21 protein-coding genes and 1 pseudogene are annotated in these 26,791 nt (G+C 72.1%); 9 read left to right on the plus strand and 13 right to left on the minus strand.

Features of this window, described 5'->3' with window-relative positions:
• Positions 1 to 151: 151 nt before the first annotated feature.
• The gene (recO, locus tag SMD11_RS22860) at positions 152 to 898 is read left to right on the plus strand and encodes a DNA repair protein RecO (protein WP_087928213.1); all 747 of its coding nucleotides are present in this window, start codon (positions 152 to 154) and stop codon (positions 896 to 898) included.
• Between the two features lie 30 nt (positions 899 to 928).
• A complete protein-coding gene (locus SMD11_RS22865) occupies positions 929 to 1,762 on the plus strand; it encodes an isoprenyl transferase (RefSeq protein WP_087928214.1) in 834 nt (277 codons plus the stop codon).
• 73 nt (positions 1,763 to 1,835) lie between these two features.
• Here the strand turns inward: SMD11_RS22865 and SMD11_RS22870 are convergent, their stop codons facing one another.
• The 4 genes from SMD11_RS22870 to SMD11_RS22885 form a co-directional block, all read right to left on the minus strand.
• Positions 1,836 to 2,246, minus strand: coding sequence for a Fur family transcriptional regulator (locus SMD11_RS22870; RefSeq protein ID WP_087928215.1), 411 nt, complete (start codon positions 2,244 to 2,246; stop codon positions 1,836 to 1,838).
• A gap of 96 nt (positions 2,247 to 2,342) precedes the next feature.
• Complete coding sequence (locus SMD11_RS22875) at positions 2,343 to 3,233, minus strand: metal ABC transporter permease (protein WP_087928216.1); 891 nt, start codon at positions 3,231 to 3,233, stop codon at positions 2,343 to 2,345.
• Positions 3,233 to 4,051, minus strand: a complete 819-nt coding sequence (locus SMD11_RS22880) for a metal ABC transporter ATP-binding protein (RefSeq protein ID WP_087930680.1) — start codon at positions 4,049 to 4,051, stop codon at positions 3,233 to 3,235. The genes SMD11_RS22875 and SMD11_RS22880 overlap by 1 nt, the downstream gene beginning before the upstream one ends.
• 14 nt (positions 4,052 to 4,065) lie before the next feature.
• On the minus strand, positions 4,066 to 5,049 hold the full coding sequence (locus SMD11_RS22885) for a metal ABC transporter substrate-binding protein (protein ID WP_087928217.1): 984 nt from the start codon (positions 5,047 to 5,049) through the stop codon (positions 4,066 to 4,068).
• A gap of 187 nt (positions 5,050 to 5,236) precedes the next feature.
• Between SMD11_RS22885 and SMD11_RS22890 the strand changes: the two genes are divergently transcribed.
• The 3 genes from SMD11_RS22890 (at position 5,237) to SMD11_RS22900 (ending at position 8,702) form a co-directional block, all read left to right on the plus strand.
• The gene (locus tag SMD11_RS22890; RefSeq protein WP_087928218.1) at positions 5,237 to 6,619 is read left to right on the plus strand and encodes a glycine--tRNA ligase; all 1,383 of its coding nucleotides are present in this window, start codon (positions 5,237 to 5,239) and stop codon (positions 6,617 to 6,619) included.
• Between the two features lie 209 nt (positions 6,620 to 6,828).
• Entirely contained in the window at positions 6,829 to 8,070 is a 1,242-nt protein-coding gene (locus SMD11_RS22895) for a sensor histidine kinase (protein ID WP_087928219.1), read from the plus strand.
• Positions 8,058 to 8,702: a response regulator transcription factor gene (locus tag SMD11_RS22900; RefSeq protein ID WP_087928220.1), complete on the plus strand. Its 645-nt coding sequence runs from the start codon at positions 8,058 to 8,060 to the stop codon at positions 8,700 to 8,702. Before SMD11_RS22895 ends, SMD11_RS22900 begins: the two co-directional genes overlap by 13 nt.
• A gap of 160 nt (positions 8,703 to 8,862) precedes the next feature.
• Here SMD11_RS22900 and SMD11_RS22905 read toward each other — a convergent pair whose 3' ends face one another.
• The 3 genes from SMD11_RS22905 to SMD11_RS22915 form a co-directional block, all read right to left on the minus strand.
• Positions 8,863 to 9,444 (minus strand): TetR family transcriptional regulator, encoded by a 582-nt coding sequence (locus SMD11_RS22905; protein ID WP_087928221.1) that lies wholly within the window; start codon positions 9,442 to 9,444, stop codon positions 8,863 to 8,865.
• 218 nt (positions 9,445 to 9,662) lie between these two features.
• On the minus strand, positions 9,663 to 10,667 hold the full coding sequence (locus SMD11_RS22910) for an aldo/keto reductase (protein WP_087930681.1): 1,005 nt from the start codon (positions 10,665 to 10,667) through the stop codon (positions 9,663 to 9,665).
• A 207-nt stretch (positions 10,668 to 10,874) separates the two neighbouring features.
• Positions 10,875 to 12,338: an MFS transporter gene (locus tag SMD11_RS22915; protein WP_234366138.1), complete on the minus strand. Its 1,464-nt coding sequence runs from the start codon at positions 12,336 to 12,338 to the stop codon at positions 10,875 to 10,877.
• A gap of 101 nt (positions 12,339 to 12,439) precedes the next feature.
• On the opposite strand from SMD11_RS22915, the gene SMD11_RS22920 reads away from it, so the two are divergent.
• Complete coding sequence (locus tag SMD11_RS22920) at positions 12,440 to 13,351, plus strand: helix-turn-helix transcriptional regulator (protein WP_418952468.1); 912 nt, start codon at positions 12,440 to 12,442, stop codon at positions 13,349 to 13,351.
• A gap of 36 nt (positions 13,352 to 13,387) precedes the next feature.
• Here SMD11_RS22920 and SMD11_RS36855 read toward each other — a convergent pair whose 3' ends face one another.
• On the minus strand, positions 13,388 to 13,858 hold the full coding sequence (locus SMD11_RS36855) for a MarR family winged helix-turn-helix transcriptional regulator (RefSeq protein WP_087928223.1): 471 nt from the start codon (positions 13,856 to 13,858) through the stop codon (positions 13,388 to 13,390).
• A pseudogene (locus tag SMD11_RS22930) lies at positions 13,855 to 15,299 on the minus strand (MFS transporter). The gene SMD11_RS36855 and the pseudogene SMD11_RS22930 overlap by 4 nt, the downstream one beginning before the upstream one ends.
• An 86-nt stretch (positions 15,300 to 15,385) precedes the next feature.
• Here SMD11_RS22930 and dusB point away from each other — a divergent pair.
• The 3 genes from dusB to SMD11_RS22945 all read left to right on the plus strand — a co-directional run bounded on the left by dusB (position 15,386) and on the right by SMD11_RS22945 (position 21,613).
• Positions 15,386 to 16,537, plus strand: coding sequence for a tRNA dihydrouridine synthase DusB (gene dusB / locus SMD11_RS22935; protein WP_087928224.1), 1,152 nt, complete (start codon positions 15,386 to 15,388; stop codon positions 16,535 to 16,537).
• A gap of 390 nt (positions 16,538 to 16,927) precedes the next feature.
• Entirely contained in the window at positions 16,928 to 19,642 is a 2,715-nt protein-coding gene (ppdK, locus tag SMD11_RS22940) for a pyruvate, phosphate dikinase (protein ID WP_087928225.1), read from the plus strand.
• Between the two features lie 927 nt (positions 19,643 to 20,569).
• Complete coding sequence (locus SMD11_RS22945) at positions 20,570 to 21,613, plus strand: ArsR/SmtB family transcription factor (protein ID WP_087930683.1); 1,044 nt, start codon at positions 20,570 to 20,572, stop codon at positions 21,611 to 21,613.
• Here the strand turns inward: SMD11_RS22945 and SMD11_RS22950 are convergent.
• From SMD11_RS22950 to SMD11_RS22965, 4 genes are all read right to left on the minus strand, one after another.
• Positions 21,571 to 22,446, minus strand: a complete 876-nt coding sequence (locus SMD11_RS22950) for a carbohydrate ABC transporter permease (protein ID WP_087928226.1) — start codon at positions 22,444 to 22,446, stop codon at positions 21,571 to 21,573. The two genes, SMD11_RS22945 and SMD11_RS22950, sit on opposite strands and share 43 nt — an antisense overlap.
• 2 nt (positions 22,447 to 22,448) lie before the next feature.
• Entirely contained in the window at positions 22,449 to 23,384 is a 936-nt protein-coding gene (locus SMD11_RS22955) for a carbohydrate ABC transporter permease (RefSeq protein ID WP_087928227.1), read from the minus strand.
• Positions 23,381 to 24,646 (minus strand): ABC transporter substrate-binding protein, encoded by a 1,266-nt coding sequence (locus tag SMD11_RS22960; protein WP_087928228.1) that lies wholly within the window; start codon positions 24,644 to 24,646, stop codon positions 23,381 to 23,383. The genes SMD11_RS22955 and SMD11_RS22960 overlap by 4 nt, the downstream gene beginning before the upstream one ends.
• A 125-nt stretch (positions 24,647 to 24,771) precedes the next feature.
• On the minus strand, positions 24,772 to 26,643 hold the full coding sequence (locus SMD11_RS22965) for an APC family permease (protein WP_107421973.1): 1,872 nt from the start codon (positions 26,641 to 26,643) through the stop codon (positions 24,772 to 24,774).
• Positions 26,644 to 26,791 lie beyond the last annotated feature (148 nt).

The raw sequence follows: 26,791 nt of genomic DNA on the forward strand, positions 1-26,791 counted from the left end.
TCCCGGGTGGTGAGGAGATCGAGGGGGAGATCAACATGGCGCACATTCTGCCTGCGGTTCGGAGTGCCTCCGTCCGTTCTTCCCCCGCCTTTCGCGACGGGCCCGGACCGCCCCGGTCCGGGCCACCCCGCCCGTACGGGACAATGGCTCCATGAGTCTGTTCCGCGACGACGGCATCGTGCTGCGCACTCAGAAGCTGGGCGAGGCGGACCGGATCATCACTCTGCTCACCCGGGGCCACGGCCGGGTCCGGGCCGTCGCTCGTGGAGTGCGGCGCACGAAGTCGAAGTTCGGGGCCCGGCTGGAGCCCTTCTCCCACGTGGACGTGCAGTTCTTCGCGCGCGGGGGCGAGCTGGTCGGGCGCGGGCTGCCGCTCTGCACGCAGAGCGAGACCATCGCCGCGTACGGTGGCGCCATCGTCACCGACTACGCGCGCTACACCGCCGGCACCGCCATGCTGGAGACCGCCGAGCGGTTCACCGACCACGAGGGCGAGCCCGCCGTGCAGCAGTACTTGCTGCTCGTCGGCGGCCTGCGGACGCTCGCCGCGGGCGAGCACGCCCCGCACCTGATCCTGGACGCCTTCCTGCTGCGCTCCCTGGCCGTCAACGGCTACGCGCCCAGCTTCGACGCCTGCGCGAAGTGCGGTATGCCCGGCCCCAACCGGTTCTTCTCGGTGGCCGCCGGTGGCGTGGTCTGCGGGGAGTGCCGGGTCGCCGGAAGCGTCGTACCCTCCTCGGAGGCGATCAGGCTGCTCGGTGCGCTGCTGACGGGCGACTGGGCGACGGCGGACGCCTGCGAGCCACGCCACGTCAGAGAGGGCAGCGGCCTGGTCGCGGCGTATCTGCACTGGCACCTGGAGCGGGGCCTCCGTTCGCTCCGGTATGTCGAGAAATAGGGAAACAGGGACCAAGGAGTAGTGGCACGCATGGCACGACGCGGGATTCTGGGCCGTTCCCGACGCGAGTACCGCACACCCGACCCGCACCCGTCCGGGGCGCGGCCGCCGAAGATCCCCGGCGAGCTGGTCCCCGAGCACGTGGCGATCGTCATGGACGGCAACGGCCGCTGGGCCAAGGACCGCGGCCTGCCGCGCACCGAGGGCCACAAGGTCGGCGCCGAGCGCGTGCTGGACGTGCTCCAGGGCGCGATCGAGATGGGCGTCGGGAGCATCTCCCTGTACGCCTTCTCCACCGAGAACTGGCGGCGCTCGCCCGACGAGGTGCGCTTCCTGATGAACTTCAACCGCGACTTCATCCGCAAGACCCGCGACCAGCTCGACGAGCTCGGCATCCGGGTGCGCTGGGTGGGCCGCATGCCCAAGCTGTGGCGGTCGGTCGCCAAGGAGCTCCAGATCGCCCAGGAGCAGACCAAGGGCAACGACAAGCTCACGCTGTACTTCTGCATGAACTACGGCGGGCGCGCGGAGATCGCGGACGCGGCGCAGGCGCTGGCGGAGGACGTGAAGGCGGGCCGCCTCGACCCGTCGAAGGTCTCCGAGAAGACCTTCGCGAAGTACCTCTACTACCCGGACATGCCGGACGTGGACCTCTTCCTGCGGCCCTCCGGCGAGCAGCGCACGTCCAACTACCTGATCTGGCAGAGCGCTTACGCCGAGATGGTCTTCCAGGACGTCCTGTGGCCGGACTTCGACCGCCGCGACCTGTGGCGTGCCTGCCTGGAATACGCCTCCCGGGACCGCCGGTTCGGCGGGGCGATCCCCAACGAGCAGCAGCAGGCGGAGGAGCAGGGCACCGCGTGAGGTGAACCTCACGAGCGTACGCCGAGGGGCCCCGGGCGATGCCCGGGGCCCCTCGGCGTACGTACCGGTGGCGTCAGCGCTTCGCCGCGCACTCCCCGCACGTACCGAAGATCTCGATGGTGTGCGCGACGTCCACGAAGCCGTGCTCGGCGGCGATGGAGTCGGCCCACTTCTCCACGGCCGGGCCCTCGACCTCGACGGCCTTGCCGCACTCCCGGCACACCAGGTGGTGGTGGTGCCCGCTGGAGCAGCGGCGGTAGACCGCCTCGCCCTCGCTGGTGCGGAGCACGTCGACCTCGCCGGCGTCGGCGAGGGACTGGAGCGTGCGGTACACGGTGGTCAGGCCGACCGAGGCGCCCTGGTGCTTGAGCATGTCATGGAGCTCCTGTGCGCTCCGGAACTCGTCCACCTCGTCGAGCGCGGCCGCGACCGCCGCCCGCTGCTTGGTGGACCGGCCGCGTACCGGGGGACCCGCGGTCGCCACAGTTGCCTCCAAAAGCTCGCCTGAACACCCATCCGCACATGTCGCGCCGCCAATTGTGCCAGCCTCCGCGACCGGGTGGCCAAGTCCGCGCCCGGCTCAGACCCGCACGTCGTCCGTGGCGGTGCGCGCCTCGGGCACCTGGAGCGTGCAGCCCTCGGCGGCCTCGGTGCGCCGTGCGCGCCGCCTCGCCAGGGGTGCGGCGAGGGCGGTCAGGGCGACGAAGACGCCGATCGCGAGGAGCACGATGGTCGCGCCGGACGGCACGTCCACGTAGTACGAGGTGGCGGTGCCGGAGACGGCGACCAGCACGCCGATGCCCATGGCCAGGCCGAAGGTCATGGCGAAGCTGCGGGCGATCTGCTGGGAGGCGGCCACCGGGATGACCATCAGGGCGCTGACGAGCAGCAGGCCGACGACGCGCATCGCGACGGTGACGGTCACCGCGGCGGTGATCGCGACCAGCAGGTTGAGCAGCCGCACCGGCAGACCGGTGACGCGGGCGAACTCCTCGTCCTGGCAGATCGCGAAGAGCTGCCGCCGCAGGCCGATGGTGACCAGGATCACGAAGGCGGCCAGGACGCAGATCGCGACCATGTCGTCCTCGGAGACGGTCGTGATCGAGCCGAAGAGGTACGAGACGAGGTTGGCGTTGGAGCCGGCGTCGGAGAGGCTCGTCAGCATCACGCCGCCGGCCATGCCGCCGTAGAAGAGCATGGCGAGGGCGATGTCGCCGCGGGCCTTGCCGTAGGAGCGGATCAGCTCCATCACCACGGCGCCGGCGACGCAGACGGCGGTGGCGATCCAGACCGGGCTGGCGTTGAGCAGGAAACCCAGGCCGACGCCGGTGAGGGCGACGTGGCCGATGCCGTCGCCCATCAGCGCCTGGCGGCGCTGGACGAGGAAGGTGCCGATGGCGGGGGCCGTGATGCCGACGAGCAGGGCGGCGAGCAGGGCCCGCTGCATGAATGCGGGTTCGAGGATGTCCATCAGGTCAGCAGCCCCGTTCGAATCGGTTCCGCCACCGGGCCGGCGTGCGGGTGTACATGGTCGTGGCCGGGCAGCGCGTGCTGGCCCACGGCCTCGGGCGGCGGCCCGTCGTGGACGACGCAGCCGTCGCGGAGGACGACCGCGCGGTCGATGAGGGGCTCCAGGGGGCCGAGCTCGTGCAGCACGACGAGCACGGTGGCGCCCCGGGCGACCTGGGCGCGCAGGGCGTCCGCGAGGACCTCCTGGCTGGCCAGGTCCACGCCGGCCATCGGCTCGTCCATGATCAGCAGCTCGGGTTCGCCGGCCAGCGCGCGGGCGATCAGCACCCGCTGGTGCTGGCCGCCGGAGAGGGCGTCGACGGAGTCCTTGATCCGGTCTGCCATGCCGACGAGCTCCAGGGCCCGTACGACGGCCTCGCGGTCGGCCTTGCGCAGGACGCCGAAGCGGGTGCGGGCCAGCCGCCCGGAGGCGACGACCTCGCCCACGGTGGCGGGCACGCCGCCGGCGGCGGTGGTGCGCTGCGGGACGTAGCCGACGCGTGCCCAGTCGCGGAAGCGGCGCCGGGGGCGGCCGAACAGCTCCAGCTCGCCGCCGGTGAGCGGCACCTGGCCGACGACGGCGCGGACGGCCGTGGACTTGCCGGAGCCGTTGGCGCCGAGCAGCGCCACGACCTCGCCGCGCCGCACGGTCAGGTCGACGCCGCGCAGCACCGGGCGCGAGCCGAGAGTCGCCGTCGCGCCGCGCAGGGCTATGACGGGCTCCCCGGCGGTGTCCGGGGCGGACTCGGTGACGGGCTCTATGGCGGGCTGATCGTCCATGGTGTTGACCTCCGTCACTTGGTGCCGAGCGCCTTCTGGAGGGCGGCGAGGTTGGCTTCCATGACCTCGAAGTAGTCGTCGCCCTTGGACTTGTCGCTGATGCCTTCCAGCGGGTCGAGGACGTCCGTCTTCAGGTCGAGATCCTTGGCGAGGGTCTTGGCCGTGGACGGGTTGGCGATGGTCTCGAAGAAGACCGTGGAGACGTGGTGCTCCTTCGCCAGCTTCTGGAGGTCCTTGATCCGGGCGGCGCTGGGCTCGGACTCCGGGTCGAGGCCGCTGATGGCCTCCTCGGTGAGGCTGTAGCGGTCGGCGAGGTAGCCGAAGGCGGCGTGGGTGGTGATGAAGGTGTCGGAGGCGCGGTTCTTCAGGCCGTCCGAGAACTTCTTGTTCAGCCCGTCCAGCCGCTTGGCCAGCGCGTCGGCGTTCTTCTCGAAGTCCGCCCTGTGGTCGGGCGCGGCCTCGCCGAGGGTCTTGGCGACGCCCTTGGCGACCTCGGCGTACTTCACGGGGTCGAGCCAGATGTGGGGGTCGGCGCCGGCCTCGGAGTGCGAGTGCGAGTGGTTGTCGCCGGAGGTGTGGTCGTGGCCGTCGACCTCGGTGCCGTGCTCCTCCATGCTGGTCAGGGAGGCCGCGTCGGCGACGTGCTTGTTCTTGGACTGCTTGACGGCCTCGTCCACGGCGGGCTGGAGGCCCTTGAGGTAGACGATCGCGCCGGCGTCGGTGAGGGAGGCGGTCTGCCGGGGCTTGAGCTCCAGGTCGTGCGGCTCCTGGCCCGGCTTGGTCAGGTTGGTCACGCTGACGTGGTCGCCGCCGATCTGCTCGGCCAGGAACTGCATCGGATAGAACGACGCCACCACCTTGAGCTTGCCGTCCGCCGCCTCGTCCGCGGTGCCGGAGGAGCACGCGGACAGCGTGAGCAGCCCGAGGGCTGCGGCCGTGGCGACGGCGGCCGTGGTTATTCGGGGGGCGCGGAGGGAGCGGGGGCGGCTTACGTTCATGACAGTCATTTTCAACAAAAATGGAAACGATTGTCAACAACATGTGCGCAGGACCTCTCCCGGGAGCCTCCGGAGCCGCTTCCGGAGGGATCCGGTCAAGCCAAGGCCAGAGCCGATTTGATTAGGGGGGTGGCAGCGCCGGTAACCTGAACCATTCGCTGTTCGTCGTCGCAATGAAGAGAGCACCGTGGCCGCCGACAAGATCGACACCATCGTCAGCCTGAGCAAGCGCCGTGGCTTTGTCTATCCGTGCAGTGAGATCTATGGCGGCCAGCGTGCCGCCTGGGACTACGGACCGCTCGGTGTGGAGCTCAAGGAGAACATCAAGCGTCAGTGGTGGCGCTCCATGGTCACCTCGCGCGACGACGTGGTCGGTCTCGACTCGTCGGTCATCCTGGCCCGCGAGGTGTGGGAGGCGTCCGGTCACGTCGCCACCTTCACCGACCCGCTGACCGAGTGCACCTCCTGCCACAAGCGCTTCCGCGCGGACCACCTGGAGGAGGCGTACGAGGCCAAGCACGGCAAGCTCCCCGAGAACGGCCTCGCCGACCTCAACTGCCCGCACTGCGGCAACAAGGGCGCCTTCACCGAGCCCAAGCAGTTCTCCGGCCTGCTGTCCACGCACCTCGGCCCGACCCAGGACTCCGGCGCGGTGACCTACCTGCGCCCCGAGACCGCGCAGGGCATCTTCACCAACTTCGCCCAGGTCCAGACCACCTCGCGCAAGAAGCCCCCGTTCGGCATCGCCCAGACGGGCAAGTCCTTCCGCAACGAGATCACGCCGGGCAACTTCATCTTCCGCACCCGCGAGTTCGAGCAGATGGAGATGGAGTTCTTCGTCAAGCCGGGCGAGGACGAGCAGTGGCACGAGTACTGGATGCAGCAGCGCTGGAACTGGTACACCGGCCTCGGCATGCGCGAGGAGAACATGCGGTGGTACGAGCACGCCGCTGAGAAGCTCTCCCACTACTCCAAGCGCACCGTCGACATCGAGTACCGCTTCAACTTCGGCGGCACCGAGTACTCCGAGCTGGAGGGTGTGGCCAACCGCACCGACTACGACCTGAAGGCGCACTCCAAGGGCTCCGGCCAGGACCTGTCGTACTTCGACCAGGAAGCCGGCGAGCGCTACTTCCCGTACGTCATCGAGCCGGCGGCCGGGCTCAACCGCGCCATGCTCGCCTTCATGCTCGACGCGTACAACGAGGACGAGGCCCCGAACGCCAAGGGCGTCATGGAGAAGCGCGTCGTCATGCGCCTCGACCCGCGCCTCGCGCCGGTCAAGGTCGCCGTGCTGCCGCTGTCCCGCAACCCGCAGCTCTCCCCGAAGGCCAAGGGCCTCGCGGCCGACCTGCGGCAGAACTGGAACATCGAGTTCGACGACGCGGGCGCCATCGGCCGCCGCTACCGCCGCCAGGACGAGATCGGTACGCCGTTCTGCGTCACGGTCGACTTCGACACCCTCGACGACAACGCCGTGACCGTGCGCGAGCGCGACACGATGAAGCAGGAGCGCGTGTCGCTGGACCAGATCCAGGCCTACCTGGGCGCGCGTCTGCTGGGCTGCTGATCTTTTTCGGCCGACCTTTCCGGGCCGTACGGCCCGACCACCGGAGGCCCCGGTTCCCCACCACGTGGGAACCGGGGCCTCCGGTCTGTCCGGGGTCCGTGCCGGGTGCGTGCCCGGTCCGTACCGGGCGGAGGGTGGCACCAGGTGCACCCCCGACTCGGAAACCTGCACCATCGCCCCTCCTGACCTGCGCACATAACGTTCGGTACATGCGAATCCCCACCCCGCCGCGCCTCCCGCTCCGGCCCTTCCGCGACGCCCGGCGCGCCTTCGCCCTCGTGGCCGCCGGCATCGGCGTCCAGCTCGCCTTCTGCGTGCTGCTGGCCGCGCCGTGGCTCACCGTGAACCCGTCGCACCCGCTGCTCGTCATCGCCGCCGTGATCGCGCCGTTCGCCGTCGCCGCGGCCGCGACGCCCTGGCTGACCGCCGTGCAGCGGGAGCGGTTCCGGGCGCTGGCCCGGGTGGACATACCCAGGACCCCCGAGGGCGCCGGACCGCGCGGGATCGGGACCCGGGCCGGACGGCGGCAGGCCGTCTACCACCTGCTGGCCGGGCCGCTGGCCGCGCTCGGCGGCGCGCTGACGTTCCTGCTGGGGCTGGTGTCGCTCGGCGCGGCCACCGTCTACGTCTGGGTCTGGGCGCTGCCGGTGTCGTGGCGGCTCGCCCAGGCCGGGTACACCACCCAGGCCGCGTACGTCACCGCCGCCGGGCTCGCCGGGCTCGGCGCCACGGCCTGGCTCACCGGGGCGCTCGCCCGCGCCGACGGGCGCACCGCCCTGCGGCTGCTCGGCCCCAGCCGGGAGGAGCGGCTGGCCCGGCGCGTCGAGGACCTCACCGAGCGGCGCGCGGACGTCGTCGACGCGGCGGACGCCGAACGGCGCCGCATCGAGCGGGACCTGCACGACGGGGCGCAGCAGCGGCTGGTGTCGATGGCCGTCAACCTCGGCCTGGCGAAGGTCACGCTGACGGACCTGCCCGACGACGCCCGCAAGGTCATCGACGAGGCGCACCGCGAGGCCAAGGAGGCGATCGCCGAACTCAGCAGCCTCGTACGGGGCCTGCACCCCGCCGTCCTGGAGGACCGGGGCCTGGACGCGGCCCTCTCCGGCATCGCGGCCCGGGCGCCGCTCCCGGTCCGGCTCAAGGTGGACCTGGCGTCCCGGCCGTCGCCGACCATCGAGGCCGTCGCCTACTTCGTCGTCTCCGAGGCGCTCGCGAACGTCGTCAAGCACGCCCAGGCCTCCCGGGCCGACGTCACGGTCGAGAGGTTCGGGGGGATACTTCTCGTCGTCGTCTCCGACGACGGCGTGGGCGGCGCCGACCCCTCCTCGGGCGGTACGGGCCTGGCGGGGCTCGCCAAGCGCGTCGCGTCGGTCGACGGCACGTTCTCGATCAGCAGCCCTCCCGGGGGCCCGACCGTTGTGACCGTGGAGCTGCCGTGCGCGCTGTGATCGCCGAGGATTCCGTCCTGCTCAGGATCGGCCTGGTGAAGGTCCTGGAGGCGGCCGGGTTCGAGGTGGTCGCGGAAGCCGGCGACGCGGAGGCGGCGCTGGCCGCCGTGGCCGAACACCGGCCGGACCTCGTGGTCCTCGACGTCCGCATGCCGCCCGGCTTCACGGACGAGGGCGTACGGGCCGCACTCGTCATCCGCCGCGAGTGGCCGGACACGGCGGTCCTGCTGCTCTCCCAGTACGTGGAGGAGCGCTACGCCGCGGATCTGCTCTCCGGCGACACGAGGGGCATCGGCTATCTGCTGAAGGAACGCGTCGCGGACGTCGAGGAGTTCATCGACGCCCTGCGCCGGGTCGCGGCCGGCGGCACGGCCCTCGACCCGCAGGTCGTCTCCCAGCTGCTGCTGCGCCGCCACCGGGATCCGCTGGAGCGGCTGACCCGGCGCGAGCGCGAGGTGCTGGAGCTCATGGCGAGCGGCCGGTCGAACGCGGGGATCGCGGAGCGGCTGGTGGTGAGCGAGTCGGCCGTGGCGAAGCACATCAACAGCATCCTGGCGAAGCTGGATCTGCCGCGGGCGGACGCGGATCATCGGCGGGTGCTGGCTGTTCTGCGGTTCTTGGGGGTGGGGTAGGGGGTGCGGGGTGCCGCTGCGCGGGGCCCTTTCCCCTACCCGCCCCTTCCCGGAACCGGGGGCTTCGCCCCCGGGCCCCCTTTTCCGCGCTCCGCGCGGTGTCCTCAAGCGCCGGCCGGGCTGGATCTTCCAGCCCGGCCCGGAGTCCCGGGTGCCGCGCTTATGCCCGCAGCCCCCGTAGCACCAGGTCGCACACCGCCTCGAACGCCTCGTCGATCCCCGGGCGGGACCACTCCGCCGCGTACGCCGGGTCGTGGAAGCGGTTCGTCGCGTCCCACAGCGCGCGTGCCGTCGCCGCCGGGTCCGCCGCCGTGAACTCGCCGTCGCGGACGCCGCTCCCCACGATGCGGGCCAGCTGCTCGATCATCGTCTCGACGTGCCGCTCGACGACGCCGCTGTTCTCGCCGACGAGGACCATGTACGTGGCGAACAGCTCGGGGTCGTCGCCCGCCTTGCGCCGCTTCGCGGCGAAGAGCGCGGCCAGCCACTCCCGCAGCCGCGGGCCCGCGGGGCCCTCCGTGTCGGCGACGGCCGAGAGCGCGGTGTGCGACTGGTCCAGCCAGCGCTGCGTCACGGCCTCGCGGAGGGCGGCCTTGCTGCCGAAGTGGCGGTAGACGCTGCCGTGGCTGACGCCCAGGGCCCGGGCCACGTCGACGACGGTGGCCTTCGCGGGGCCGAAGCGGCGGAGGACGTCTTCGGTGGCTTCCAGGATGCGGGTGGGGGTGAGCGTCTCGGGGGGCATCGGGGGCCTTTCGGGGGCGGGCGGGTGGGCGTGGCGGGCGCCCGGTAGTGACCGTACCCGGCTGGGGCGCGGCGGGGGCCGGGTGGGCTGACCGCCTCGTTGCCGGGTGCGGGCCGGTGGTCGGGTTGTGCCCACCCGTTCCGCCCTTGCGGAACGCCTGCCCACAACCGCCTGGGAACGCCTGCCCACAACCGCCTGGGAGCGCCTGCCCGTATCTCTTACCGCTCGCTGTCGAGGTGGGCCATCTGGTCGGTCGGGTAGCGGTCGCCTGCTGCCGCGTCGGCGGGGATCGCCTGTTCGATGGCGGCGAGGTCCGTGGCGTCGAGCCGGACGTCCAGGGCGCCGAGTGCCTCGGCGAGGCGGTCGCGGCGGCGGGCGCCCACCAGCGGGACGATGTCCTCGCCCTGGGCCAGGACCCAGGCGATGGCGGTCTGGGCGACGCTCGCGCCCTTCGCCCCGGCGACCTCGCGGAGCGCGTCGACCAGGTCGAGGTTGCGCTGGAGGTTCTCGCCCTGGAAGCGCGGGCTCATGCCGCGGAAGTCGTTCGCGGCGAGCTGCCGGTCCCGGGTGAAGTGGCCGCTGATCAGACCGCGCGAGAGGACGCCGTACGCGGTGACGCCGATGCCCAGCTCACGGACGGTGGGCAGGATCTCCTTCTCGATGCCGCGCGAGATCAGGGAGTACTCGATCTGGAGGTCGGCGATCGGGGCCACGGCGGCGGCCCGCCGGATCGTCTCGGCGTTGACCTCGGAGAGGCCGATGTGCCGGACGTGACCGGCCTCGACCAGCTCGGCGATCGCGCCGACGGTCTCCTCGATCGGGACGTTCGGGTCGAGCCGCGCGAGGCGGTAGACGTCGATGTGGTCGGTGCCGAGGCGCTGGAGGGAGTACGCGGCGAAGTTCTTCACGGCGTTCGGGCTGCCGTCGACGCCGGTGAAGCCGCCCTCGACGGTGCGCAGCGCGCCGAACTTGACGCTGGTGAGGGCCTTCTCGCGGGCGCCCGCCGGCGCGGTGCGCAGCGCTTCGTTGATGAGCAGCTCGTTGTGGCCCATGCCGTAGAAGTCGCCGGTGTCGATCAGGGTGACGCCGGCGTCGAGGGCGGCGTGGATCGTGGCGATCGACTCGGCGCGGTCGGCCTCGCCGTAGAGGGCGGACATGCCCATCGCGCCGAGACCGAGAGCGGAAACCTGGGGGCCGGTGGTGCCGAGGGTGCGGTGCAGCACGGGGGACTCCTTCACGGGGCTGCGGAAGTGCGTACGGCGGAACGCGTACACAGGAAGAGTGACACATGGAATGACAGATTTCAATATCTGTCATTCCATCCATGTCCCTGTGTGGGCCTCCGTGTGTCTCCCCGTGTCTCCCCGTGTCTCCGTGTGTGTGCGTGAAGGAGGTGCCGCCGGGCACCGGGCCGGTGCCCGGCGGCGATTTCAGGCCAGTTTTCGCGGCAGCCGCAGGCTCAGCAGCACCGTGAGCGCCACCGCCACCAGCTGCACCCCGAGCGTCACCACCACCGCGTCCCGCATCCCCATCGACCCCGAGAGCGACAGGAAGAGCGAACCGAGCGTGGCCACGCCCAGCGCCATGAACGCCTGCTGCGTCGTGGTCAGCACCCCGCCGCCCACACCCGCCTGCCCCACCGGCACCTCGCTCAGCACCGCCCGGATTGCCACCGGGAACAGCAGCCCCTGGCCCAGCCCCTGCACGGCCAGCGCCGGTGCCGGGCCCACGGCGCCCAGCCCGTCCCAGCCCCAGTAGAAGGTCGCCGCCAGGCCCACCAGTCCGGCCCCCTGGAGCAGCGACCCCGCGGTCACCACGCCGCGCCCGTACCGCGCCGCGAGCCGCGGCCCGGCCAGCGAGCCGGCCAGGAAGGTCAGGCAGAGCGGCAGCAGGGCCAGCCCCGCCGCCATCGGGCCCAGCCGCAGCCCCTCCTGGAGCGCCACCGCGACGACGAACATGTAGCCGCCCCAGCCGACGGAGAACGGCACGATCAGCGTCAGGCCGCTGCGCACCGAGTGGATCCGCAGCAGCGACGGCGGTATCAGCGGCGTCCGCCCGGCGGCCTCCTCGCGCCGCTCCACCACCGCGAAGGCGACCGCCGACACCGGGAACACGGCCAGCAGCGCCCACGACCACACCGGCCAGCCCGTCGCCCGGCCCTCCGTCAGCGGCACCAGCAGCGAGACCAGCGCCACCGACAGCAGCACGGTCCCGCGCACGTCCACGCCCGTCGGCCGCTCCGAGCGCGTCTCCGGGATCGTCCGTACCGCCAGCACCAGCGCCACCACGGCCACCGGGGCGTTCACCAGGAAGATGGAGCGCCAGCCGGTGCCCAGCACGTCCACCGAGACCAGCACCCCGCCGAGCACCTGGCCGACCGAGGCCGCGACCCCCGCCGTGCAGCTGTACAGGCTCAGCGCCTTGGTGCGGCGCGCGCCGCTGGTCGTCGCCTGGATCGTCGCCAGCACCTGAGGCAGCATCAGGGCCGACGCGGCGCCCTGCGCGATCCGGGCCACCACCAGCGACCACGCGTCCGGCGCCAGACCACAGGCCACGGACGTCACACCGAACGCCGCGGTGCCCCACAGGAACAGCCGCTTGCGCCCCACCATGTCGCCCAGCCGCCCGCCGAGGACGAGCAGCACGGCGTACGCGACGCCGTAGCCGCCGACGACCATCTCCAGCATGGCCGGGCCCGCGTTCAGGTCGTGGTCGATGGTGGGCAGCGCGACGTTGACGATGAAGAAGTCCAGCATCGGCAGCGCCGCGCCGGTCAGCACGGTGATCAGGCCGAGCGTGCTCAGGCCGGATGCCGGGTTCGGGGCGGATCGCTGTACGGGGGCGGCGGCGCGGGCCGCCGCGGGGGCATGGGGGGTTGTCCGGGTATCGCTCACGAAAGGGACGATGCCCGGGGTCCCAGCCTGGTACCAGAGCCTCTTTATCCTGGTACAAGCACTACCTGGAACCGGGACCGCGCGCCCCGCACGCTGGAGGCATGACCACGATGTTGCAGGAGACCCGGATCCTCCCCGCGCCCGGGCCCGCCCTCGGCCCGCCCGACGACCGCGCCCCGCGGACCGCGCCCGGCGCCGACGACGCGCGCCGCGGTGAGCTCGCCGCCTTCCTGCGCAGCCGCCGCGAGCGGGTCACCCCGGAGCAGGCCGGGCTGCCGCGCGGCCCCCGCCGCCGCACCCCTGGGCTGCGCCGCGAGGAGGTCGCCCACCTCGCCGCCGTCGGCGTCACCTGGTACACGTGGCTGGAGCAGGCGCGCGACATCAAGGTCTCGGCGCAGGTCCTGGACTCCATCGCCCGTGCCCTGATGCTCGACCGCAGCGAGCGCAGCCACCTCTTCGCCCTCGCGGAGACGGCCGACCCGATGCCGGACACGTCCTGCCTGGGCGTCTCGGCGGAGCTCCGGATGATGCTGGAGCGCCTGGAGCCCTTCCCCGCCTGCGTCCAGAACGCCCGCTACGACATCCGCGCCTACAACCGCGCGTACGGCCGGCTGATGTGCGACCTCGACTCCCTGCCGGTCGAGGAGCACAACTGCATGTGGCTCGCCTTCACCAACGCCCGGATCAGCGGCACGTTCGTGGACCGGGCGGAGGTGATCCAGACGATGGCCGCGAAGTTCCGGGCGTCCATGGCCGAGCACATCGCGGACCCGGCGTGGAACTGCCTGCTCAAGCGGCTCCTCGACGCCTCGCCGGAGTTCCGGGCGCTCTGGGCCCGCCATGAGGTGGCGCCGCCGACGGCGCGGCCCATCCGGGTGTTCCAGCACCCCCGGGCCGGGCTGCTGCGGCTCAACCACACGAGCCTGTGGCTGGGACCGCAGCTGGGGGCGCGGCTGGTGACCTTCACGCCGGCGGACGAGGAGACGCGGGTGCGGCTGGAGGAGCTGCGGTAGGCGGGCCGCCGCCGGGGGTGCCCCTCCGCCGGAAGGTCAGGGCCGCTCCGGCCCCGGGTCCACCAGGCGCGCCGCGATGCGGTCCAGCGCCGCCAGGTCCTCCTCCGGCAGCGCCAGCAGCGCCGACGGCGGTGCCCCCAGTATCCGTTCCGCCCGCTCCGCCGCCGCCCTGCCCGCCGCCGTCACCGAGACGATCTTCGAGCGCCGGTCCGCCGGGTTCGCCGTGCGCTCGACCAGGCCCCGCTCCGCGAGGTCGGCCACGACGAGCGTCGTGTACGGGCGGTCCGTCACCAGCTGGTCCGCGAGTTCGCGGAGGGTGACGGGGCCGCGGGCGATCCTGCGGAGCGCCTTGACGCGGAAGAAGCTCATGCCGAGCGCCTCGACGACCTCCTTGCGGCGTTCGTTGCCGCCGAGGACGATCTGCCGGAGGTTGCCCCAGGCGCGCTCGGCGGCCGCGGACCGCTGGGGCGGGGGCGAGTGCGGGTGCGGGTGCGGGTGCGTGGTCATGGTGTCGTCACCGGGATCCTGGTCCGTTCGGGGTCGAGGCGGGCCGCCGTCCGCTCGGCCGTGCCGGCGGCCCAGCGGCCGGTGGTGAGGGTACCGAGCAGCAGGACGGCCGCGCCGCACCCCGTGATGATCCACCAGCCGGTGAGCTGGAGGCCGGCGGCGACCGCCGCGCCGATCACGGCGACCCCGAGCGAGCTGCCGACCTGCCGGCTGGTCGACGCCACCGCCGCGGCCACCCCGGCCCGGGAGCGCGGCATGCCGGAGACCGCCGTGTTCGTTATCGGCGCGTTGACCAGGCCGAAGCCGATACCGAAGAGCACATAGGCGGTGATCATCGTGAGGTCGGAGGAGCGCGCGTCGAAGCCCGCGAACATCACCCCGCTGGCGGTCATGGCCGCTCCGGCGAGCAGCAGCGACAGCCGGGGCCGCGGGAGCCCACCAGCCGGCCGGAGACCGGCGCGCAGACCATGCACATGGCGGCCATCGGCAGCATGTACAGGCCGGCGTCGAGCGCCGAGAGGCCGCGCTCGTTCTGGAGATAGAGGGTGTTGAGGAACAGGAACCCGCCGAGCGCCGCGAAGGCGCTGACCGCGATGACCGTGGCGCCGCTGAACGGGGCGCTGCGGAAGAAGCCGAGCTCGATCAGGGGCTCCGCGCGCCGCCGCTCGTAGACCAGCAGCCCGGCGAGCGAGCCGGCGGTGACGGCGAAGCAGCCCAGGATCGGCGCCGAGGTCCACCCCGCCTCGGCGCCCTCGATGATCCCGTACGTCACCGAGCCGAGCAGCGCGATCACCAGCAGCTGGCCGACCGGGTCCGCCCGGCGCGGCCTGGGGGCGCGTGACTCGGGGACGTAGCGGGCGGTCATCACCAGCGCCGCCAGGCCCAGCGGCAGGTTGATCCAGAAGATGGAGCGCCAGCCGACGGACTCCACGAGCACGCCGCCCACGACCGGCCCGGCGGCCATGCTGATGCCGACGACACCGCCCCACACCCCGATCGCGCGGGCCCGCTCCCGGGGGTCCGTGAAGGTGTTGGTGATGATCGACATGGCGACGGGGTTGAGCATCGAGCCGCCCACGGCCTGGACCATCCGGAAGACGACCAGCCACCCCAGGCCCGGCGCCAGGCTGCACAGCAGCGAGCCGAGCGTGAACAGCACCAGCCCGGCCTGGAACACGCGTCTGCGGCCTATCCGGTCGGCGGTCGAGCCGGCCAGCATCAGCAGCGAGGCGAGGACGAGCGTGTAGGCGTCGATGGTCCACTGGAGGCCGGAGACCGAGGTGTGCAGCTCCCGCTGCATGGACGGCAGGGCGACGTTGAGGATCGTGTTGTCGAGGCTGACGATCAGCAGGCTGGTGCAGCAGATGCCCAGCACCAGCAGGCGCCGGCGGCGGGAGAGCCGCCCGGCGGGCGGTTCGAGCGGTACGGAGGGATCCGTCATGCGGCACCACCAGAATTAGTTGTACGAGTCCAATTAATTTGAGCCTACAGCCGAAGGAGCCGGAGCGGTACGGGACAATGGGAGGCATGACCAATGACGCCGGCTCGCCGTTCGCGCCGCTCTCCATCGGCCCGCACACCCTGTGGCCGCCGGTGGTGCTGGCCCCCATGGCGGGCATCACCAACGCGCCGTTCCGCACCCTGTGCAGGGAGTTCTCGGGCGGCAAGGGCATCTTCGTCAGCGAGATGATCACCACCCGGGCGCTCGTCGAGCGGGACGCCAAGACGATGCGGCTGATCCACTTCGACGCCTCGGAGAAGCCGCGCTCGATCCAGCTCTACGGCGTGGACCCGGAGACCGTCGGCCGGGCCGTCCGCATGATCGTGGACGAGGACCTGGCCGACCACATCGACCTGAACTTCGGCTGCCCCGTGCCCAAGGTCACCCGCAAGGGCGGCGGCGCCGCGATGCCCTACAAGCGCAACCTCATGCGCGCGATCCTGCGCGAGGCGGTCGGCAACGCCGGCGCCCTGCCGGTCACCATGAAGATGCGCAAGGGCATCGACGACGACCACATGACCTACCTGGAGGCCGGCCGGATCGCCGTCGAGGAGGGCGTCACGGCCATCGCGCTGCACGGCCGGACGGCCGCCCAGCACTACGGCGGCACGGCCGACTGGGACTCCATCGCCCGGCTGAAGGAGTCCGTGCCGGAGATACCGGTGCTCGGGAACGGCGACATCTGGTCGGCGGAGGACGCCGTGCGGATGGTGCGCGAGACCGGCTGCGACGGCGTGGTCGTCGGCCGCGGCTGCCTGGGCCGGCCCTGGCTCTTCGGCGACCTGGTGGCCGCCTTCGAGCACGGCGGCGCGCCCACGGCGCCCACGTTCCGCGAGGTCGCCGCCGTGATGGTGCGCCACGCACGGCTGCTGGGGGAGTGGCTGGAGAGCGAGGAGCGCGGTGTCATCGACTTCCGCAAGCACGTCGCCTGGTACACCAAGGGCTTCTCGGTCGGCTCGGACATGCGGAAGAAGCTCGCGATCGCCTCATCCCTGGACGAACTGGACGCTCTTCTGAGCGAGCTCGATCTGGACCAGCCGTGGCCCGCCGGCGCGGACGGCCCGCGTGGCCGCACGTCCGGCCGTGACCGGGTGGTTCTCCCGGAGGGCTGGCTGGACGATCCGTACGCCTGTGTGGCCGTGAGCGCGGACGCCGAACTTGACACTTCGGGCGGCTGAGAGCGCGTGATTCTCGCCACCCCTGATCAGGGGTGCGCTCAAATGAGCAGCTGAAGACGGCCTGCATCTTCAGAAGGGTGGCACTGCGTGCCACCCTTCTTGCTTTCATTTCTTGGCGACACCTGATGACAGATGGTCGTTTTTGTCGACGGTGCGTGCTTGCGTGGGTGCTCTTTGTCATCCTGGCTTCAGATGTCGAAGAACGGGCTGAAGGCGCCTTTGCCGGAGCGTGACTTTCGATCTGACGGCAGACGGGTGGTTACAGCCCTATGACCGTGGAGTGGACCTCCTCAGAATCCTTCGATCTGGGTACGCTCCCCGCCGTCAGCCCGTTTGAGCACGCCCTCCCCCACCTGAGTACGGGGGGACCCCAGTGAGGAGTCGAGTCCCGTGCCGGAGACCACAGATCGCCAGAAGTTCGTCTACGACTTCACCGAGGGCAACAAGGACCTCAAGGACCTTCTCGGTGGGAAGGGGGCCAACCTCGCCGAGATGACCAACCTCGGTCTCCCGGTGCCCCCCGGCTTCACGATCACCACCGAGGCCTGCAAGGTCTACCTCGCCAGCGGCAGCGAGCCCACGGCACTCCGTGACGAGGTCACGGCCCACCTCGACGCCCTTGAGGCGCGGATGGGCAAGAAGCTCGGCCAGGCCGACGACCCGCTGCTGGTCTCCGTCCGCTCCGGCGCCAAGTTCTCCATGCCCGGCATGATGGACACGGTCCTGAACATCGGCCTCTCCGACGAGTCCGTCACCGGCCTCGCCGCCCAGGCCGGCGACGAGCGCTTCGCGTGGGACTCCTACCGGCGGCTCATCCAGATGTTCGGCAAGACCGTGCTGGGCGTCGACGGCGAGCTCTTCGAGGACGCGCTGGAGGAGGCCAAGCGGGCCAAGGGCGTCACCACCGACGTCGACCTCGACGCCGCCGACCTGCGCGGTCTCGTGGCGGAGTTCAAGGGCATCGTCGCCAAGGAGACCGGCCGGGACTTCCCGCAGGAGCCCCGCGAGCAGATGGACCTCGCCATAAGGGCCGTCTTCGACTCCTGGAACGGCGAGCGCGCCAAGCTCTACCGCCGCCAGGAGCGCATCCCGGGCGACCTCGGCACCGCCGTCAACATCTGTTCCATGGTCTTCGGCAACCTCGGCCCGGACTCCGGCACCGGCGTCGCCTTCACCCGCGACCCCGCCAGCGGCCACCAGGGCGTCTACGGCGACTACCTCCAGAACGCCCAGGGCGAGGACGTCGTCGCGGGCATCCGCAACACCGTGCCGCTCGCCGACCTGGAGCGGATCGACAAGGCCTCGTACGACCAGCTGATCTCGATCATGGAGACGCTGGAGACGCACTACCGCGACCTGTGCGACATCGAGTTCACCATCGAGCGCGGCAAGCTCTGGATGCTCCAGACCCGCATCGGCAAGCGCACCGCCGGCGCGGCCTTCCGCATCGCCACCCAGCTGGTCGACCAGGGCCTGATCGACGAGGCCGAGGCGCTCCAGCGCGTCACGGGCGCCCAGCTCGCGCAGCTGATGTTCCCGCGCTTCGACGAGAAGGCCAAGACCGAGCTGCTCGGGCGCGGCATCGCCGCCTCGCCGGGCGCCGCGGTCGGCAAGGCCGTCTTCGACTCCTACACCGCCGTGAAGTGGTCGCGCTCGGGCGAGAAGGTCATCCTGATCCGCCGCGAGACCAACCCGGACGACCTCAACGGAATGATCGCCGCCGAGGGCATCCTGACCTCGCGCGGCGGCAAGACCTCGCACGCGGCCGTCGTCGCCCGCGGCATGGGCAAGACCTGTGTCTGCGGCGCGGAGGAGCTGGAGGTCGACACCAAGCGCCGCCGGATGACCGCCCCCGGCGGTGTGGTCATCGAGGAGGGTGACGTCGTCTCCATCGACGGCTCCACCGGCAAGGTGTACCTCGGCGAGGTACCGGTCGTACCCTCCCCGGTCGTCGAGTACTTCGAGGGCCGGATGCACGCGGGCGCCGACGACGCCGACGAGCTCGTCCAGGCCGTGCACCGCGTGATGGCCTACGCCGACCGGATGCGCCGGCTGCGGGTGCGGGCCAACGCCGACAACGCCGAGGACGCCTCCCGGGCCCGCCGCTTCGGCGCCCAGGGCATCGGCCTCTGCCGCACCGAGCACATGTTCCTCGGCGAGCGGCGCGAGATGGTCGAGCGGCTCATCCTCGCCGACACCGACGCCGAGCGCGACGAGGCCCTCGGAGCCCTGCTGCCGCTCCAGAAGGCCGACTTCGTCGAGCTCTTCGAGGCCATGGACGGTCTGCCGGTCACCGTGCGGCTGCTCGACCCGCCGCTGCACGAGTTCCTCCCGGACATCACCGAGCTGTCCGTCCGGGTCGCGCTCGCCGAGGCCCGCGAGGACGCCAACGAGAACGACCTGCGTCTCCTCCAGGCCGTGCACAAGCTGCACGAGCAGAACCCGATGCTGGGCCTGCGCGGCGTCCGCCTCGGCCTGGTCATCCCCGGTCTGTTCGCCATGCAGGTGCGGGCGATCGCCGAGGCCGCGGCCGAGCGCAAGAACGCCAAGGGCGACCCGCGCGCCGAGATCATGATCCCGCTGGTGGGCACGGTCCAGGAGCTGGAGATCGTCCGCGAGGAGGCCGACCAGGTCATCGCCGAGGTCGAGGCCGCCACCGGCACCAGCCTCAAGCTGACCATCGGCACGATGATCGAGCTGCCGCGCGCCGCGCTGACGGCGGGCCAGATCGCCGAGGCCGCGCAGTTCTTCTCCTTCGGCACGAACGACCTCACCCAGACCGTGTGGGGCTTCTCCCGCGACGACGTCGAGGCGAGCTTCTTCACGGCGTACCTGGAGAAGGGCATCTTCGGCGTCAGCCCGTTCGAGACCATCGACCGGGACGGCGTGGGCTCGCTCGTCCGCTCGGCCGTCCAGGCAGGCCGGGCCACGCGCCCCGACCTCAAGCTCGGCGTCTGCGGCGAGCACGGCGGCGACCCGGAGTCGGTGCACTTCTTCCACGAGGTGGGCCTGGACTACGTCTCCTGCTCGCCGTTCCGCATCCCGGTCGCACGCCTGGAGGCGGGGCGCGCTGCCGCGCTGGGTGGAGGTAGTGACAGCCGCTGATCCGGGCCGGCGGGCGGCCTGCGGGCCGTCTGCCGCGCGGGCTGTCTGCGGGTTGCCTGCCGCGCGGGCAGTCTGCTGACTGCGGGTTGCCTGCTGCCTGCGGGCCGTCTGCCGCCTGCGGCGGGAGCTCCCTGCGGTCGCGTCCTCAAACGCCGGACGGGCTGGATGTGCTGCGGGTCGGAGACCACCCGCGGGTGGTCTCCGACCCGTCCGGCACATGAGGGCCGCGTGCCGCGCTCTGTCAGAGGCGCGGAGCCGACCCGTCCGGCTCGCGAGGACCCGCGTGGTCAGGGGCCCGTAGGGCGGGCCGCACGTGAGGGCCGGGCATCGGCCCCGTCAGGGGCGCGGGGAACTGCGCGACCAGCTCCCACCGGCCCGCGGTCGAGGAAGGACCGTGGGGACCGCGACCAGCCCCCACCGGCCCGCGGTCGAGGAAGGACCCGGGGGACCGCGACCAGGAAGGACCCCGGGGGAGCCGTGCATCGCCCCCGCCGGCCCGCGGCCGGGGAAGAGTCCGGGGGACCGCGATCGGTCCCCACCGGCCCGCGGCCGAGCAAGGGCGGCGTGTCGGGCGGTAACCGCCGCGTAATCCGTGGCGGGCCACGGGACACCGGGCCCCCGCCGGACGGCGACACGGCGGAGGGGCGGCGCCCGTGCGGGAGCGCCGCCCCTCTTTACTCCCCCACCGGGAGTTGTTGCCGCCCGCATCGGCTCGGGCGGCAACTCGCATACTCAGCGGCCGCTTTTTCGCCCGCCACCCCCCACGGGAACGAGCGGAGGCGGCCCTGAGTGCGTGAATAGCATTTCGCTTCCGACATGTTCCGCGCGAGTCCTTTCAACTGTGGCCAAAAGGGCGTGGTAACAGCTCGTATCGGTGTGCATACTCAGTGAGCGGGGGGTGGTTGCGATGTCTCATGTGGGGGTTTGGTGCTGCGCGTCCATTTCACGGGACTCGATCTGGCCCGGTTGCGCCTGGCCGGAGACCCGGACGCACTCTGGGAATCCGTATTGAGCCTGCACCGACTCCGGGACAAACAAGGCGAGTCGATCTTCGGCGATTGGCGGTCGGAAACCCGGGCTCGGTTGAATGGTGAAACGCGGCTTCTCGCGCCGCTGGTTCCCTCCCGCGGCTATTTTCCGGACTTCCTCACGCCGCCCGAAGGCGTACTCGGACTCGACTCGGGCATGCAGGCGCTGCGCGAGACGCCCCCGGAGCGGGTCCACCAGGAGCTCGGCCGGCTCTCCACCGTCCGCACGCTCCCGGCTTGGATACGATCCATGGCGGAGGGCGACCCGCGGGCCTTCGCCAAGCTGACCGGCGCGCTCCAGGCGTACCACGAGGCGGCCATCGCGCCCTACTGGTCCCACATCCAGGCCCAGATAGAGGCGGACCGCGCGGTGCGCGGCCGGGCCCTCCTCGACGGCGGCGCCGACGCCCTGCTGTCGTCCCTGCCGCCGATGATGCGCTGGCGGGCACCGGTCCTGGAGGCCGACTACCCCGTCGACCGCGACATCCACCTCAACGGCCGGGGCCTGCTCCTCGTGCCCTCCTTCTTCTGCCGCCGCACGCCCGTCACCTACGTCAACCCCGACCTGGCCCCCGTGCTCGTCTACCCCGCCCGGCACATGGCGGAGTGCGCGCCCGCCGAGGTCGCCGCGCCCCGCTCGCTGGGCAAGCTGGTGGGCCACACCCGCTCGGCCGTCCTCGGCTCGATCGGCGGCGGCTGCACCACCAGCGAGCTCGCCCGCCGGGTCGGGGTGTCCGCCGCCTCCGCCAGCCAGCACGCCGGGGTGCTGCGGGAGGCCGGCCTGGTGCTGACCCTGCGCAACGGCAGCGCCGTGATGCACACCCTCACGCCCCTGGGCGCGGCGCTGCTGCGCGGCGGGCACCGCGGCCCGCAGGGCCGGCCCAGGGTGCAGCCGGTGGGTCAGTCGTCGATCCCCGAGCGCTCGACGCCCGCCACGATGTAGCGCTGGAGCAGCAGGAACACCAGGAGCAGCGGGATGATCGAGGCGGTCGCCGCCACGAACAGCTCGTGGAGGTTGATCGTCTGCGCGGTGGTGAAGGTCGACAGGGCGACCTGCGCCGTCCACGAGCTCCGGCCCTGGCCGATGACCAGCGGCCACAGGAAGGAGTTCCAGGCGCCGATGAAGACGATGGTGCCGACCGCCGCGAACACCGGCCGGGAGTTGGGCACGACCACCCGCCAGTACGTGCGCCAGTAGCCGAGCCCGTCGACCTGGGCGGCGTCCTCCAGCTCGCGCGGGAAGCCCAGGAAGTACTGCCGGAAGACGAAGCACGCGAAGGCGCTGAACAGCGTCGGCACGATCAGCCCGCGCAGGGTCGACACCCAGCCCAGCGAGGAGACGAGCACGAAGGACGGCACGAAGGTGACGGCCGCCGGGACCATCAGGGTGCCCAGGACGGCGTAGAAGACGGCGTTCGCGTGCCGGTAGGGGATCCGGGCCAGCCCGTACCCGGCGAGCGAGGCGAGCAGCAGGGTGCCGGCGGTCGTGGCCACCGCGATCAGCGAGGAGTTCAGCAGCGCGTGCGCCATGGGCACGTCCGGGTCGGCGAACAGCTCCCGCACGTTCGACCAGTGGGGACGGCTCGGGAAGAACGTCCAGCCGGCGGAGGTGATCTCCTCCTCGGAGGCGAGGCCGTTGCGGACGAGGAGGTAGAAGGGGATCAGGAACAGCGCGGCCAGGGCGATCAGGAGCACCAGCCGCAGGGCCCGGCCCGCCCGTACGAGGGCGTCGTCGGCCGTCCTCACCGGGGCGGTCCGCTCGGTCTTCGCGGGCATCCTCACTCCTCCTTGCGGCCGAGGCCCGACACACGGGACTGCACGACGGTGACCACCGCGATGATCAGTGCCAGGATCACGGCGCCCGCGCTGCCCAGGCCCAGGTCCTGCCCCTGCCCGAGCGCGGTGTAGTAGAGGTAGACCAGCGGCGGCCGGGCGTAGGGCGGGTAGCCGCGGCTGTCCGACAGCAGGTTGTAGAACTCGTCGAACGCCTGGAAGGCGCCCACCACCAGCAGGAGCACCACGGCGACCGAGGTGGCCCGCAGCGCGGGGAAGGTGATGTGCCGGAACGTCTGCCAGCCGGGCCGGGCGCCGTCGAGCGCCGCCGCCTCGTACAGCCGCACCGGCACGCGCTGGAGCCCGGCCAGGAACAGCACCATGTAGAAGCCCGCCTGGAGCCACAGCCGCACGGTCACGATGACGAGCCAGTACCAGGGCGGATCCGTCGACGCCAGCCAGGCGACCGGCTCGGCGCCGAACCAGCCGAGGACGGTATTGGCCAGTCCGAAGCGCACGCCGTTGAAGACCGACAGCTTCCAGACCATCGCGGCGACGACGTAGGAGCAGGCGGACGGCAGGAAGAAGACGGAGCGGAAGAAGGCCTGGGCGAAGCGCAGCCGGTTCACGGCCAGGGCCAGGCCGAGGGAGAGGGCGTAGGTGGCGGGCACGATGAAGGCGGTGAAGACCGCGAAGGTCACCAGCGAGGAGCGGAAGGCCGGATCGCCCAGCATCGCGGTGTAGTTGTCGAGCCCGACGAAGTCGGTGGGGGAGACGGTGTTGTGGGCGTCGAAGAGGCTGAGGTACACACTCCAGGCCAGCGGTACGTACGTGAACAGGGCGAGCCCCGCTACGAACGGGCCGACGAAAGTCCAGAACCAGAGGGCACGGTTCCGCTCCCGGCCGCGTGGCCTCCGGCGGGTGCTCCCGGGCGCGCTCATGCCCGCTTCCGCACCCGGCGCAGCTCGGCCCCGGCCTTGCGGACGACCGCCCGCAGCTCGGCCTCGGGGTCGGCGCCGCCCTTGATGACGCGGTTGAGGGCGTCCTGGTAGACGGTCCGGCTCGGGGGCGTCCACAGCAGGGGCTGCGCGGCACCGCCGTATTCCTTGGTGAACCGCACCACCTCCGCCGCCGGGCCCGTCTTGAGCCGGTCCGCCTTCGCGGCGAGCGAGTTCCGGGCGGGGACGTGGAAGCCGTAGGAGAGCGCGAAGTCCTCCTGGTGGTCCGTGCGGTCGATCCACAGCCACTTCACGAACGCCTTGGCGGCCTCGCGGTGCTCGCTGCGGGCGCTGACGGCGGCGGTCCACGCCCCGACCGGCACGGCGGGCCGTCCGGACGGGCCGTCCGGCGGGAACGGCAGCACCCCGAAGTCGTCGCCCAGCTCCTTCCGGATCCGGGGCAGCGCCCACAGCCCGGACCACTGCATCGCGGTGAGCCCCTGGAGGAACGCGCCCGGGTCGGCCCAGTCGGTCGGGGCGCCCAGCAGCAGCGACTTGTCGGCGTACAGCCGGTGCAGCTTCCCCAGCGTGCGGGCGGCGGCCGGGTCGTCGAAGCCCACCTCGCCACCGTCGGTGACGAGGCCGAGCCCGGCGGCGTACAAGGGGGTGCCGTCCAGGGCGCTCGCGCCGCCGTCGTTGCCGAGGAAGAGGCCCTTGACCTTGCCCGTCGAGAGCTTCCGGGCGGCGTCGATCAGCTCGTCCAGGCTGCCGGGCGGCCGTACCCCGGCGTCCCGGAGCATGCTCTTGCGGTAGTAGAGCAGCTGGGTGTCGACGAGCTGCGGGATGCCCCAGACGCGGCCGTCGTGGGTCTTGGGGGCGAGGACGACCTGGCTGAAGTCGTCCTTGACATCCTTGACCAGGTCGGTGAGATCGACGACCTGGCCGCCCTGGATCTGGTCCAGCGTCGGACCGCTTGCCTCGAAGACGTCCGGCCCGGAGGAGGTCAGCAGGGCGGCCGCGGTCTGCTGGTCGTAGTTGCCCGGCCGCCACTCGATCCTGACGTCCGCCTCCTTGTAGGCGGCGGCGTACCGGATCACCGCCTGCCGGGTGCCCGCCTCCCCGTACTGGTGGTACCACTGCGACAGGCGGGGTCCGCTCGAACCTCCGCCGCCGCGCCCGGTGTGGGAACCGCACGCGGAGCCGAGGGCGCCGGTGAGGGCGAGGCCGGCCCCGCCGGCCATGAGCTGTCTGCGGCTGATCGGCATGTCGGCACTTCCCCTCGCGTCGGGACCGTACGGACCAACGATCAACGATGCGAGGGGATTACGACAGAGGGCTTACCGCCGTGTGCCGTTCCCCGGGCCGGTGTCCGGGGAACGGCGGCCGGCCGTCAGCCGCGGGCGTCTATCCGGAACCGCAGCCGGCAGATCACCGCGTCGGTGTCCCGGCGCACCGCGTGGGCGACGACCGCGCCACGCTGGTTCTGGAGCATCCGCTGCCACAGACGGGCGGGTTCGACCTCCGGGATCAGCACGGTGACCCGGTCGTCCGGGTGCCGGTCCGCGAGCTCGCGCACGTACGCGACGATCGGCCGGCCGAGCGCCCGGGTGGAGGCCGGCAGCTCGACGAGCGCGACGCCCGGGTCCCACAGCTCCCAGTCCCGGCGCAGCGACTCGGTGGCCCGCCGGCCCTCGGCGTCGGGCTGTGCGACGGTCACCGCCACCACCTCGTCGCCCAGCGACACGGCGGAGGTCAGCGCCTTGCTGGTCAGCCGGGACAGCGACGAGACGGGCACGACGACCACGGAACGGCAGCGGCGCGGCGCCTCGGGCACCCGGCCGAGGCCCAGCCGCTCGCCGATCCGCCCGTACGCGCGGTGGACGGCCTCGAAGGCGGCCACCAGCAGCGGGAGGGCGAGGACGATCAGCCAGGCGCCCTCGGTGAACTTCGTCGCGGTGACGACGACGGCCGAGACGCCCGTGAGGACCGCGCCGAAGCCGTTGAGCAGCGTCCTGCCCCGCCAGCCGGGGGAACGTTCCCGCAGCCAGTGCCGGACCATGCCCACCTGGCAGATGGTGAAGCCGACGAACACCCCGATCGCGAACAGCGGCACCAGCGTGTTGACGTCGCCGCCGGACAGCACCAGCAGCAGCGCGGAGACGGCGGCGAGGGCGAGCACCCCGTGCCGGTGCACCTGGCGCTCGGCCTTCAGGCCGAAGACGTGCGGCAGGTAGTTGTCCCGGGCGAGCAGGCCCATCAGGACGGGCAGCCCGCCGAAGGAGGTGTTGGCGGCCAGCGCCAGCAGCACGACGGTCGCGAACTGCACGAGGTAGAAGGCCGCGTTGTGGCCGAGCGAGGCGTCCGCGAGCTGGGCCAGGACGGTGACGCCCTCGACGGGCTGGAGGTGGAAGCGGCCGATGAGGACCGAGAGGCCGACGAGCATCACACCGAGCAGCGCGCCGAGCGCCACCTCCGTGCGCTGGGCCCGCCGGGGGGCCGGGGCGCGGAAGGACGGCACCGCGTTGGCCACCGCCTCGACGCCGGTCAGCGCGGAGCAGCCGGCCGCGAACGCCTTCAGCAGGAGCAGCGCGCCGACGGCCGTGGCGTCGCCGGACAGCGCCGACGCGTGCCCCGCGGCGGCCTCGGTGCTCACCGGGGCGTCCCGGAACAGCCCCACCACGATCATGGTCAGGATCGAGCCCACGAAGACGGCGGTCGGCACGATGAACGCCTTGGCCGAGTCCACGATGCCGCGCAGGTTCACCGCCGTGACCAGGGCCAGCACGCCCAGGCAGAGCCACAGCCGGTCGTCGTAGAGGGACGGCACCGCGGAGGTGAGGGCGGCGACGCCCGCCGTCACCGACACCGCCACGTTCAGCACGTAGTCCAGCACCAGCGACGCGGCCGTGAACAGGCTGGTGCGGCGGCCCAGGTGCCGCTTGGCGACCGCGTAGCTGCCGCCGCCGTCCGGGAAGGCCGCGATGACCTGCCGGTACGAGGCGACGAGCACGGCCAGCAGCGCGGCGATGGCGAGCGTGACCGGAAGGGTGAAACCGAGGCCGTGCGCGCCCGCCGCCGCCAGCACCAGCACGACCGCCTCGGGCCCGTAGGCCACGGACGCCATCGCGTCCAGGGACAGGGCGGCCAGGCCCTGGGTGGCGGTCAGCCGGTGCCTGTCGTCGGCGGTGTGCCCGGCCCCGGTATCGGGCGGCTCCTCGCCGGTCCCGGCGGGCCGGTCGTCCGTCTTGGCCAGCGTGGACATGTAGGTGGTACCTCCGTGGTGGTGGGCGCGCCCCGAGCGGCCCCGTGGTGCTCAGGTTGCGCCCGCCCGCGCGGCGGGACGACCGGCCTTTGCGGCGCCTTGGCGCGATTTGGCGGGATCTTCACGCGTTCTTGACGCCGAAGGATGT

Origin of the sequence: Streptomyces albireticuli (assembly GCF_002192455.1) — a bacterium.
GTDB lineage: Bacteria > Actinomycetota > Actinomycetes > Streptomycetales > Streptomycetaceae > Streptomyces > Streptomyces albireticuli_B.